This is a genomic window from Nocardia noduli (assembly GCF_019038455.1).
GTDB lineage: Bacteria > Actinomycetota > Actinomycetes > Mycobacteriales > Mycobacteriaceae > Nocardia > Nocardia noduli.
Genome location: NZ_JAFMPL010000160.1, coordinates 1 through 11,857, shown reverse-complemented (window position 1 = coordinate 11,857; position 11,857 = coordinate 1). Strand labels below are relative to the sequence as shown.

At 67.0% G+C, this 11,857-nt stretch carries 11 protein-coding genes; 4 read left to right on the top strand and 7 right to left on the bottom strand.

What is annotated here, in order from left to right:
• On the bottom strand, positions 1 to 568 hold a 568-nt coding region (locus JZ792_RS39150), incomplete at its 3' end, for a TetR/AcrR family transcriptional regulator (RefSeq protein WP_216917943.1).
• Positions 569 to 668: 100 nt separating this feature from the next.
• On the opposite strand from JZ792_RS39150, the gene JZ792_RS39145 reads away from it, so the two are divergent.
• Positions 669 to 1,850 carry an FAD-dependent oxidoreductase gene (locus tag JZ792_RS39145; protein WP_216917942.1) on the top strand — a complete coding sequence of 394 codons (1,182 nt, stop codon included), beginning with the start codon at positions 669 to 671 and terminating at the stop codon, positions 1,848 to 1,850.
• A 360-nt stretch (positions 1,851 to 2,210) separates the two neighbouring features.
• On the opposite strand, the gene JZ792_RS39140 is transcribed toward JZ792_RS39145, so the two are convergent.
• Complete coding sequence (locus tag JZ792_RS39140) at positions 2,211 to 3,290, bottom strand: substrate-binding domain-containing protein (protein WP_109525183.1); 1,080 nt, start codon at positions 3,288 to 3,290, stop codon at positions 2,211 to 2,213.
• A gap of 31 nt (positions 3,291 to 3,321) precedes the next feature.
• On the opposite strand from JZ792_RS39140, the gene JZ792_RS42795 reads away from it, so the two are divergent.
• A complete protein-coding gene (locus JZ792_RS42795; RefSeq protein ID WP_157978487.1) occupies positions 3,322 to 3,762 on the top strand; it encodes a MarR family winged helix-turn-helix transcriptional regulator in 441 nt (146 codons plus the stop codon).
• Here the strand turns inward: JZ792_RS42795 and JZ792_RS39130 are convergent.
• Complete coding sequence (locus tag JZ792_RS39130) at positions 3,753 to 4,613, bottom strand: acyl-CoA thioesterase domain-containing protein (protein WP_308165626.1); 861 nt, start codon at positions 4,611 to 4,613, stop codon at positions 3,753 to 3,755. The two genes, JZ792_RS42795 and JZ792_RS39130, sit on opposite strands and share 10 nt — an antisense overlap.
• Positions 4,614 to 4,651: 38 nt before the next feature.
• Positions 4,652 to 6,301 carry an acyl-CoA synthetase gene (locus JZ792_RS39125; RefSeq protein ID WP_216917941.1) on the bottom strand — a complete coding sequence of 550 codons (1,650 nt, stop codon included), beginning with the start codon at positions 6,299 to 6,301 and terminating at the stop codon, positions 4,652 to 4,654.
• Between the two features lie 107 nt (positions 6,302 to 6,408).
• On the opposite strand from JZ792_RS39125, the gene JZ792_RS39120 reads away from it, so the two are divergent.
• Positions 6,409 to 7,191 carry a crotonase/enoyl-CoA hydratase family protein gene (locus JZ792_RS39120; RefSeq protein ID WP_216917940.1) on the top strand — a complete coding sequence of 261 codons (783 nt, stop codon included), beginning with the start codon at positions 6,409 to 6,411 and terminating at the stop codon, positions 7,189 to 7,191.
• Positions 7,192 to 7,218: 27 nt separating this feature from the next.
• Here JZ792_RS39120 and JZ792_RS39115 read toward each other — a convergent pair whose 3' ends face one another.
• The gene (locus tag JZ792_RS39115) at positions 7,219 to 7,626 is read right to left on the bottom strand and encodes a VOC family protein (RefSeq protein WP_216917939.1); all 408 of its coding nucleotides are present in this window, start codon (positions 7,624 to 7,626) and stop codon (positions 7,219 to 7,221) included.
• A 197-nt stretch (positions 7,627 to 7,823) separates the two neighbouring features.
• Between JZ792_RS39115 and JZ792_RS39110 the strand changes: the two genes are divergently transcribed.
• Positions 7,824 to 8,828, top strand: coding sequence for a sigma-70 family RNA polymerase sigma factor (locus tag JZ792_RS39110; protein WP_216917938.1), 1,005 nt, complete (start codon positions 7,824 to 7,826; stop codon positions 8,826 to 8,828).
• A gap of 302 nt (positions 8,829 to 9,130) precedes the next feature.
• Here JZ792_RS39110 and JZ792_RS39105 read toward each other — a convergent pair whose 3' ends face one another.
• Together JZ792_RS39105 and JZ792_RS39100 are read right to left on the bottom strand one after the other, a co-directional pair.
• Positions 9,131 to 10,669, bottom strand: coding sequence for an acyl-CoA synthetase (locus tag JZ792_RS39105; protein WP_308165625.1), 1,539 nt, complete (start codon positions 10,667 to 10,669; stop codon positions 9,131 to 9,133).
• 73 nt (positions 10,670 to 10,742) lie between these two features.
• Entirely contained in the window at positions 10,743 to 11,777 is a 1,035-nt protein-coding gene (locus JZ792_RS39100) for an LLM class F420-dependent oxidoreductase (RefSeq protein WP_216917937.1), read from the bottom strand.
• Positions 11,778 to 11,857: the final 80 nt, after the last annotated feature.

The following is an 11,857-nucleotide window of genomic DNA, read 5'->3' as shown; positions in this document are numbered from 1 at the left end:
GGGCTCGGAGATGTGTATAAGGGACAGGGTCGGTGACGATCTCCTCGGGGGTCAGGGCGAGGACCGGGGGGAGGCGCAGGATGTAGCGGCACAGGGCGAGGCCGAGGAGTTGGGTCGCGATGAGGCCGCTGCGGCGGGGGGCGTCGGTCGGGTCGCCGACGCGCAGGACGGCGGGGGTGACCTGGTCGGCGAATACCGCGCGCGCCCGGTCTGCGACGGAGTCGTCGGTGATGGCGGTGCGCAGCAGCGTCAGCATGACCTCGTTGCCCGGCGATTCCTCCCAGACGCCGAGGAAACGGCGGATCAGCAACTCCCCCATGCCGTCCGGGTCGACGCCCGAGAGGTCGGGCAGGTCGAGGCTGATCTCGACGGCGGCCGCGAACAGACCCTCCTTGTTGCCGAAGTAGCGCATCACCATGGACGGATCGATGGCGGCGTCGGCCGCGATGGCACGCACCGTGGCCTTGCGGTACCCCTCGGCGGCGAAGCGGGCGCGCGCCGCGTCCAGGATCGCGGCGCGGGTCGCGTCCGAGCGGCGCGCGGGGAGCTGGTCTGCGTCGACTGTCATGCCAACGATTGTAGGCCAACAAGTGTTGACTTATCGAGCCGCCCGGCGTTACGGTTATGCCAACAAGCGTTGGCCTACAGCCGTTGACCTAGGAGTCGTCATGACAACCACCCCGCTGCCGCAATCCGCCGATATCGTCATCGTCGGCGCGGGACCGGCCGGACTCACCGCCGCGATCATGCTGGCCGACGCCGGTGCCGACGTCGTCGTACTCGACCGACTGAGCGAGGGCGCCAACACCTCCCGCGCCGCGGTCGTGCACGCGAGAACCCTCGAGGTGCTGGACGAACTCGGCATCGCCGACGAGCTGATCGACCGCGGCATAAAGGTCCCCCGGCTCATCGTGCGCGACCGCGCCCGCACCCTCGCCGCCATCGATTTCGACGGACTCCCCACCAGGTACCCCTTCACCCTGATGGCCCCGCAGGAGGTCACCGAGGCGATACTGCTGGCCCGCCTGCGCAAGGCCGGGGGCGATGTCCGCAGGCCCTACCGGGTCACCCGGATCACCGACGACGACACCGGCGTGACCGTCGAATACCTGGACGGCACGGACACCGCGGGAACCATGCGCGCCGGATACGTCATCGGCGCGGACGGTATGCACAGCCTCGTCAGGGAGCAGGCCGGGATCGGCTTCACCGGCGACACCTATCCGACCTCGTTCGTCCTGGCCGATGTCCGCATGGACTGGCCCGTCGCCAGAAACGAGGTGGCGCTGCATCTCTCACCCGACGGCGTCACGGTGGTCGCTCCGCTGCCGGACGACGAGACCCCGGACAGGTACCGGGTGGTCGCCTCGCTCGACGACGCGCCGGAACATCCCTCGGTCGGCGATATCCAGGCGATACTCGACGCGCGCGGCCCCGGCGGTGCGGTGAAAGTGACCGAGGTGCTGTGGGGTTCACGTTTCCGGATCCACCACCGCGTCGCCGACCACTACCGCGCGGGCCGCGTCCTGCTCGCGGGCGACGCCGCCCACGTGCACAGCCCGGCGGGTGGCCAGGGCATGAATACCGGCATCCAGGACGCGGCCGTCCTGGGCGGACTACTGGCCAGGGTGCTCGCGGGTGAGCCCAAGACGCTGCTCGACACCTACGAGACCACCCGTCGCCCGGTGGCGAAGGACGTGGTCGCTTTCACCGATCTGATGACGAGGACGGGCACCCTGCGCGGTCGCCCGGCACGCCTGATCCGCAACACCGCGCTCTCGACGCTGACCCGAATCCCCGCCGTGCGCCACAAGCTGGCCTTCCGGCTCGCCGAACTCGCCTATCGCTGAGCCGAATCCGGTCGGGATCGGCCCGCCCCATCGGCGGGCCGATCCCTTCTGGCCGAACGCGGGCTCCCTCGTGCCCTGATATCCGGCCCCCGTGTGTGCCCGGCCGCCGGCACGGCCGGGCACACACGGAGTCCAGCGGGCCGCGCGAGTGACGTCGCACCGAGGGCGTCGCCCCGGCGGTCGCCTCGATCATCGCGGCCTCATTTATTTTCAGGTGAACCTATTTCGTACGGTGATGATCCAACGACAGTGATGTCTCCACCGTGAAACCACAGTGTGAACTTCCGATTACGGCGCACCACCGCACTCACCCCCGCTGTACGCCCGGGTACCGGAGGCCCCCGATGTCGAGGCCCCTGATCAGGACATCAGCTCGGCGAGCACACTGAATTCGAGTTCGTTGGCGTCCGCCAGGAAAACCGGCTGGGTGGTGTGCGACCCGCGCACCCTGACCTCGCCGCGCGGACCGTCGTAGCTGACCCGCCCCGCGTGCCGCTCGATCGCGCGCACGTCCAGACTGCGCGCCGCCTCGGCCAGCGAGGCGAACAGAAGCAGTCCCTCGTAACAGGATTCGCCGATATTGTTCAGCGCGGGCGCGAACGTCCCGTACCTGGCGACGTACCGGCTGCCGAAATCCATCCCACCGGGGGAGATCACGCTCTCGAAATAGCCCGAAGCCGTATAAAGTCCGCGCGAACTGTCCGGCCCGCCCGCGTACAGCACATCCTCACCGATCATCATGCTCAGCCGAATCCGGCCGTCATCGAGTCCGGCTCGCGCGAAAGCGCTGTTGAATGCGGCTCCGTCGGCGCCGACCATGAGCAGCAACACCCCCTGGGCGGGCGAGTTCCCGATCAGTTCCAGCAGCGGCGCGAAATCCCGGCCGCCGAGCGGGACGAACCCCTCGCCGACGATGTCGATATCGGTGTTCGCGACGTATTCCCTTGTCGCCCTGACCGTCTCACGCGGCCACACGTAGTCGTTGCCGATCACGCACCAGCTGCGGACGCCGAATTCCGAACGCATCCAGCGCAACGCGGGGAACAGTTGCTGTTCGGGAGTCTCGCCGATCATGTAGACGCCGTCGGCGTCCTCCCCACCCTCGTAGAAGGTGGTGTACACGTAGGGGACCCGGCCCGCGGTATGCGGGGTGATCACCTTGCGCGCGGTGGACAGATGCCAGCCGACGACGCCGTCTACCTGGCCCAGACTCACCATCCGGTCGATGCGAGCCGACAGTTCCGGCAGCGGGGCCCCGGCGTCGACCGGATGCAGGCGCACCGGGCGACCGAGGATGCCGCCCATGGCGTTGATGTCCTCGGCGGCCAGCGTGGCACACGCCTCCGACGAAGGCCCGAACATGCCCGCGGGTCCGCTCAGCGGAATCACAAGTGCGATATCGACGCTCGTCCGCCTGCCACGTGAAGCCGAGGCCGCCATGGAATATCACCGCCGCATATATAGTGCTGACGTGGACGATAGCACCGCCCCCGCCGCACTGGAGGAGTTGGCACGGCTCATACGCCAGGCGTCACAGGAACTGGATCGCGCGATCGCGACCCGCCTGGGCGAATCCTCGGTCGGTCGTTGGCATGTCCTCACCGCGGTCACCTCGGGTGACGGCAGGTCCATGTCGCAGCTCGCCGAGGCGACGCTGTGCACCGGCGCCAGCCTCACCCGCCTGATCGACGCGATGATCGCCGACAATCTCGTACTGCGCCGAGTCGATGACACCGACCGTCGCCGGGTTCTCGTATTCCCCACCCGCCGTGGCGAACTCGCGTTCGCGGCGATGACGGAAGCGCTCGCGTCCAGCGGCCTGGACCGCGTCGCCGCCGATCGCGGCAAGGTGACCAGATCCCTGAGCGCGCTCGTGGACCGCCTACACGCGACCGAACAGGCTCACACCTGACCCGAACGCATCGCGGCGAAGCGATCCTCGGCGAAATCGACCTGCCGTTCGGCGTTGGCCAGCGCCGTCACCACGCAGGTGCCGAAGGAACCGGCGCGGTCGAACAGCGTCGCGCTACCCACCGCGATCCCGTCCAGACTCAGATGGCTGTCCGCCTCGACACCGATCGCGGTGCCCTGGACGGCCCTGGTCAACGCCATGGTCAGATCCGCGTTGATGAAGCCGACCCCCGCGCTGCCCCAGTTGGTCATCAGACTCGCCGACTCCCCGATCGTCGCGGCCGCGGCGAAGGCGGACGCGGGCCGACCCAGAACCACCGGCACCGGCGTCTGCCAGCAGCGCTTGCGGCTGCCGTTCTGGTGTTCGACCAGTTCGTGCGTCCAGCCGTCGGGATGTCCGTCGCTGCCCCACAGCGGCATCCCCGTGGCGCCGAGTAGTTCGGCGGGCGGCGGCGCGGGAACGTCCCCACGTGTCCACAGGTCGCCCGGAGGCTGCTCCGAACGTCGCAGGAACACCGCCGAGGCCCGCGCCACCGTCACCTCGTCCTGGACGAGTTCGGCATCGGCGACCCGGATCCTGTTGCCCGAGCGGACCACCGTCGTGCGCACCGACACCGAACGGCGCGCAGTGAGCCGGAACAGATCGACGGTGAGCCGCGCCGGCGTGAACCCGTCGGGGCAGTGCTCGATCTCGAGCGAACGCGCCAGCAATCCACAGACCGCGGGCCCGTTGACCGAATCCGGCGACCACGCGCCCGCCGCCAACGGCAGCGGGTCGAATCCGAGCGCGGTCTCCCGGAAGAACGCGAGCGGGATGTTCCCGGGTGGGAGGGAGTTCTGTGGGGGTGTCACTGGAAACCTTGCTCCGTGCGGGGATGGGTTTCCGATTATTACTTGGCGCTCGCCTCGGCATGATCGTCGGCCGGGCGGATCTCGGTCTGTTCCTTGGCCCAGCGGTAGTCGGGCTTGCCCGCGGGAGAACGTTTGATCTCCTCGACGAACCACAGGCTGCGCGGCAATTTGTAGGCCGAGATCTCCTGGCTCAGCATGGGGCGCAATTCCTCCAGCGAGGGGCGTTGCTCGCCGCGACACTGCACCACGGCCACCACCCGCTGGCCCCAGCGCTCGTCGGGGACGCCGACGACGAGCGCGTCGAAGATCTGCGGATGCGCCTTGAGCGCGCCCTCGACCTCCTCCGGGTAGATCTTCTCGCCGCCGCTGTTGATACTCACCGAACCGCGACCGAGCATCGTGACCGCGCCGTCCTCCTCGACCCGGGCGTAATCGCCGGGAATCGAGTAGCGCACGCCGTTGAACTCCTTGAACGTCGCCTTGGTCTTGACCTCGTCGTTGTAGTACCCGAGCGGGATATGCCCCCTGCGGGCCAGGAAACCGATCTGACCGGAACCGGGCACCACCGGATTGCCGTCGTCGTCGAGCACCTCGGTGGAGGCGTCGATCTTCACCCTGGGGCCGCCGGTGTGGGTGGCGCCCTTGGTCGCGATCGACAGGCCGCCGAAACCGGTTTCCGACGAGCCGATCGAATCGGTGATCATGGTGCTCGGCAGCAGTTCGATGAACTGGTCCTTGAGCGTCGGGGAGAACAGCGCCGCGCTGCTCGCCATCGCCCACAGCGTCGCGTGCGCGTACGGAGCGCCGTTTTCCGGATTTCCGGCCTGCAACGCGTCGAGCATGGGCCGCGCCATCGCGTCACCGGTGATGAAGATCAGGTTCACGGTGTGGCGGTCGATGGCCTGCCACACTCCGTGCCCGCTGAATTCGGGCAGCATGATGGTCTTGCCGCCGTCGAAGAGTCCGTGGAACACCGCCGACTGCGATCCGCCGTGGATCAGCGGCGGAATCGGGTAGCGCACCATCTGCTGATTACCCGCGCCGACCTTGGCCTGCTGCCATTCGTCCTGCACCACTTCGCCGGTCACGAAGTTGATGCCGCCGCCGAGCACGCGCCACCAGTCCTCCTGCCGCCACATGACGCCCTTGGGCAGGCCGGTGGTGCCGCCGGTGTAGATCATGAAGATGTCGTCGGGGGAACGCTCGCCGAAATCGCGCTCGCCCGACGAGGCCGCGAGCACCGCGTCGTAATCGATCGAATCCGCTGCGGTCGCGACGGTGCCGGTCGTATCGTCGTCCACAACGACGACGGTCTTCAACTTCGGGGTGTTCGGGCGTACGGAGGCCACGCGGTCGCTGTAGCGGCGCTCGTGGATCAGCGCGACCATATCCGAGTTGTCGAAGATGTACTGCAACTCGTTCTCGACGTATCGGAAGTTGACGTTGATCAGGACGGCCCTGGCCTTGAACACCGCGACCATGGTCTCGACGGCCTCGATGGTGTTCCGCGAGTAGAGGCCGACCTTGTCCCCCGGCCGAACCCCTTGTTCTTGCAGGTAATGGGCCAGTTTGTTGGCTCTCTCCTCCAACTGCGCGTACGTCACCTCACGGGTGTCGTCGACCAGGGCGACGCGATCCGGCATGAGGTCGATGGCGTGTTCGACAAGGTCCGCTATGTTGTGGCTCACAAGCTAAAAATAGAACGTGTTACTGTTCCTGACAAGGCTGATTTTGCCCGCACCGGGCCGAATCCGCCGACTTGCCATCCCCGGCTAGAAAGTCAGGAGAAATCCCGATGCCGCACTGCCTCGTCGAGAAGCGCGACCACGTTCTCATCGTCACCCTGAATCGGCCGGAGGCACGTAACGCGCTCTCCGGCGAAATGCTCGCGATCATGCGCGACGCGTGGGACCAGGTCGACGACGATCCCGACATCCGGGTGGCCATCCTGACCGGCGCGGGCGGCGCGTTCTGCTCCGGCGCCGACCTCAAGGCCATGACCACCTCGCATCCCGGTGACGCGTTCAAAGGCGGCGGCTGGGATCTGTCCAAGATCGACGCGCTGCTCAAGGGCCGCAGGCTCACCAAACCGCTGATCGCCGCGGTCGAGGGCGCGGCCATCGCGGGCGGCACCGAGATCCTCCAGGGCACCGATATCCGCGTGGCGGGCGAGAGTGCCAAATTCGGCGTGTCCGAAGCACGCTGGGGACTGTTCCCGCTCGGCGGCTCGGCCGTGCGCCTGGTCCGCCAGATCCCCTACACCATCGCCGCGGAAATCCTGCTGACCGGCAGACATCTCAGCGCCGCCGAGGCCAAGGAGATCGGCCTGATCGGTCACGTGGTCCCCGACGGCACCGCCCTGGACAAAGCGCTGGAGATCGCCGCACAGATCACGGCCAACGGCCCCCTCGCCGTACAGGCCATCCTGCGCACCATTCGCGACACCGAGGGTATGCACGAAGAGGAAGCCTTCAAGATCGACGCCGAACTCGGTGCCGCCGTATTCAAATCGGCCGACGCCAAAGAAGGCCCGAAGGCATTCGCCGAGAAGCGCAAGGCGAACTTCACCGGAAGTTGAGATAGCGGCGGCCCCGGGGCCGCCGCGTCATCCCTTCATCCAGAACGGTTCCCACTGGTGACCGTCGGGGTCGATGAAGGTGCGGCCGTGCATGCCGACCTGCGCCTCCTGCGCGCGCTTGTCCTCGTTGACCTCTTCGATCGCACCCGCGCCGACGGCGGCCTCGGTGACGCTGTCCACTTCGGCGGCACTCGACAGCGACAGCGCGTAGGCAGCGCCGATCGCGGCGACGGTATCCGCGATCGGCCGTTTGGTGAAGGTCGGGAAGAATTCCTTCGTCAGCAGCATCAGGCAGATGTTGTCGTCGACGACGATGCACGCGGCGTTCTCGTCGGTGAAGTCCTGGTTGACCTTCCAGCCGAGCGCCTCGTAGAAATTCTTCGACCGGGTCAGGTCGGCCACGGGGAGATTGAGGAAGATCATCCTGCTGCTCATCGTCTTGTCCTCTCGAGCACATCGGCGGGTTCACCGGTACAGACGAGACGGCGGCGGGAAACTCATCGCGACGCGCGGGATCGTGACGCCCGACACCGCTCGCTGTCGGGCACCCTGGACAAGCCCGATCACCTACGCCGCTGGTAGCGGGAATTCGGGCCTGTGATCTGTCGGACCCCTGTGGCATGGTGACATCCATGACCGACTCGTCCGGCCCGTCCACCACCCTCGACGACGCACTGAAGTCGTTCGAGGGGCACCGGCGGGAGCTGTGCGCCTACGCCTACCGCATGCTCGGATCGTCCTTCGAGGCCGAGGACGCGGTGCAGGAGGCCTTCACCCGCGCCTGGAAGTCCTACGCCTCGTTCGAGGGCCGCGCGAGCCTACGGTCCTGGCTGTACAAGATCACGACCAATGTCTGCCTCGACATGCTCGACGGTCCGCAGCGCAGGGCGCGGCCGATGGACCTCAACGGGCCGTCGCGCCCGGATTCGCCGCTGCCCGCCCCGCAGCCGGATTACGTCTGGATCGAGCCGATCCCCGACGGTCTCGCCTTCGGCGCCGACCCGGCCGAACACGCGTCGACCAAGGACACGCTGCGGCTGGCTTTCGTCGCCGCCTGTCAGCACCTGCCCGCCACCCAGCGCGCGATCCTCATCATGCGCGAGGTGCTGCGGTTCTCGGCCAGCGAAACCGCCGAAGCCCTCACCATGTCCCCCGCCTCGGTGAACAGCGCGTTGCAACGTGCCAGGGCCACCATGTCGAAGGTGCAGCCCACCGTCACAGACGATTACGACGAGTCCGACGAGAATCAGCGCAAACTGATCAACGATTTCGTCTCCGCCTTCGAGGCCTACGACATGGACACTCTCACCACGCTGCTGAAAGCCGATGTGGCCCTGTCCATGCCGCCGTTCGATCTCTGGATCTCCGGCCCCGACAATGTCGCGGCCTTCATGCTCGGCACCGGAAGCGCCTGCGAGGGTTCCAAACTCATCCGCCTGGAAGGCGCGAACGGCCACGTCGCCTTCGGCCACTACAAGCCGACCGAAGAACCCGGCGTCTACAGCCCCTGGTCGATCACCATCCTGGAACTGGAAGGCGACACCATCGCCGGCCTGAACTTCTTCCTCGACACCGACAAACTGTTCCCCCTCTTCGACCTCCCCCTGGAATTGCGCGACCCCGTCACGCAATCCTGAGAACGGGAGGGGCACTCCCACCACACCGGGCGCGCCCGTTTCGCGGCCCGTCCTGCGTCCGAACGATCAACACCCAGCCACCACAGGCGCGAGTCCTACCAGCGCCCCATTCGCGGCCCATCCCGCGTCCGAACGATCAACACCCAGCCACCACAGGCGCGAGTCCTACGAGCGCCCTGTTCGCGGCCCGTCTCGCGTCCGAGCGGTCGAAGCGCATGCGACGAAGTCGCGAGTCTCGACCGCTCGGACGCGAGACATAAGGGGCCGCGAACCCGCGGCCCCGGCCGCCAAAATTACCGCCATCAATACAGTTCGCGCAGTTTGCGTTTGTACAGCTTTCCGTTCGGGTCGCGGGGCAGTTCCGGCAGGTAGTCCACCGATTTCGGGATCTTGTATTTCGCGAGCTGGGTCGCGGCGAAGGCGAGGAGTTCGGCGGTGAGTTCGTCGTCGCCGTCGATACCTTCGGCGGGTTGCACGACGGCTTTGACCTCTTGGCCCCAATCCTCGTGCGGGATTCCGAATACCGCGACGTCGACGACCTTCGGGTGGGTGATGAGTACGGTTTCCACTTCGGCCGGGTAGATGTTGACCCCGCCGGACAGGATCAGGTCGGAGCGCCGGTCGTGCAGGTAGAGGTAGCCGTCGCTGTCGAGGTGGCCGATATCGCCGACCGTGAACAGGTCGCCGACCCGGGATTCCTCGGTCTTCTCCTTGGCGTGGTGGTATTCGAAGCTGGACGCGCCCATCCTCATGTAGACGAGTCCCGGTTCGCCCACGGGCACTTCGGTGCCGTCCTCTTCGCTGAGCACCTTGATGACCGACCACGGCCAGGCTTTGCCGACCGAGCCGGGTTTGCGCAGCCAGTCGGTGCCGTTGATGACGGTGCCGCCGCCTTCGGTGGCCGCGTAGTACTCGGTGACGGTGGGTCCCCACCATTCGAGCATCTGCCGTTTGGTCTCCTGTGGGCACGGCGCGGCGCCGTGCACCATGCTGCGCAGTGAGGAGACGTCGTATTTGGCGCGCACCGCGTCGGGCAGGGCGAGCAGCCGGTGGAATTGGGTCGGGACCATGTGGCTGTGGGTGACCCGATGTTTGTCGATCAGGCGCAGCATGTCTTCGGCGTCCCACCGGTCCATCAGGACGAGGGTGTGTCCCAACTGGATGGAGATGGTCGCGAAGTTGAGGACGGCGGTGTGGTAGAGCGGTGATCCGCAGATGTGGACGTGATCGTCGTAGGCGCCCAGTTCGAACAGGCCGAAGAAGGCGGTGGTGTGGGGCGGAACCACATCCGGGTCGGCGCCGGTGAGCGGGCGGCGGACGCCTTTGGGGCGGCCGGTGGTGCCGGAGGTGTAGAGCATCGGTCCGCCGGTGCTGCGGTTGTCCGGCCGTCCGGATTCGGCCGCGCCGAGTTCGGATACCGGTGCGAAGCCGTCGATTTCGCCGACCGCGAAACGCGCCGTGGCGGGCAGTCCCGCTTCGTCCGCGGCCGCGACCGCCGCCGCGGCGAAACGGTCGCTGGCGAAGAACGCCTTGGCTTCGCTGTCCTGGAGGATGTAGGCGACCTCGGGGCCGGTGAGATGCCAGTTCACCGCGACGATGTACAGCCCGGCCTCGTAGGCCGCGAAGTAGGTGGCGATCGCTTCGACGCTGTTGTGCACCATGCTGACCAGAACGTCGCCGGTTTCCAGGCCGAGGTCACGCAGGCCGGTGGCGTATCGGTCGGCGAGGGTGGCCAGTTCCCGGTAGGTCACCTCCCGGCCGAGCGGATCGACCATGGCGATCCGGTCCGGTTCGGCGTCCGCGATATTCCACAGACCGAGAATTTTCACTGGCTCCTGCACGGGGGAATCCTGGGGCGGCGGAGCCGACGGGGCTGGAGAGGCTGACACCCCATTGAATTTAGAACGTGTTCTACTAATCGACAAGGGGTGCGAGCCGATGCAATTGCTCGACGTCGGGAACCGACACCAGCATCATGGTCACACCGGCCGCCTCCCACACCTTCAATTGCTCCCTGACGTGTTCCTGATCGCCGATGATGGCCGTGTCGAGGATCAGTTCGTCCGGGACCAGCGCGGCGGCCTCGGCCTTCTTCCCGGACTGGAACAGTCTGCCGATCTCGTCGACCTCGCGGTCGTAGCCCATCCGCCGGTACACCTGGGCGTGGAAATTCAGCTCGGGCGCGCCCATGCCGCCGATGTAGAGGGCCATCACCCAGCGCATCCGTTCCAGTTCGCTCGCGGCGTCGTCGGTGATCACCACCTGGCAGCTGGCGGCGATCTCGAAGTCGTCGCGGGTACGCCGCGCGCCCGCCCGCGCGAACCCCTCGTCGAGCCAGTCGTTGTACATGTTCGCCAGCCGCGGCGCGTAGTAGATGGCGAGCCAGCCGTCCGCGATCTCCGCCGTCAGCGCGACGTTCTTCGGCCCTTCCGCACCCAGCCAGATCGGCAAATCCGCACGTAGCGGATGCACGATCGGCTTGAGCGGCTTACCGAGCCCCAGCGCTCCCTCCCCCGCGTACGGCAGCGGGTAGTGCGGACCGGAATTGGTGACCGGGGCTTCACGGGCCAGCACCTGACGGATGATGTCCACGTATTCGCGAGTGCGCTGCAACGGCTTGGCGAACGGCTGCCCGTACCACCCCTCGACCACCTGCGGACCCGAAACGCCGAGCCCCAGAACCGCACGCCCACCGCTGAGATGATCCAGCGTCAGCGCGTGCATCGCCGTCGCCGCCGGGGTCCGCGCCGACAACTGCACCACCGAGGTACCCAGCCGCACCCGCTCCGTCCTCGACCCCCACCAGGCCAGCGGACCGAAGGCGTCCGACCCCCAGGACTCGGCGGCGAACACCGCGTCGAATCCCGCCGCCTCCGCCGCGACGACGATCTCCCCCGCGTTCGCGGGCGGCTGCGCCATCCAGTACCCGAGTTGCAATCCGAACTTCATGATCAACCCCTTTCCGGTCAACTGCTTGCCAGCAGAATAAGAACCTGTTCTACTCGATATCGTGACTCAGGGGAATACCG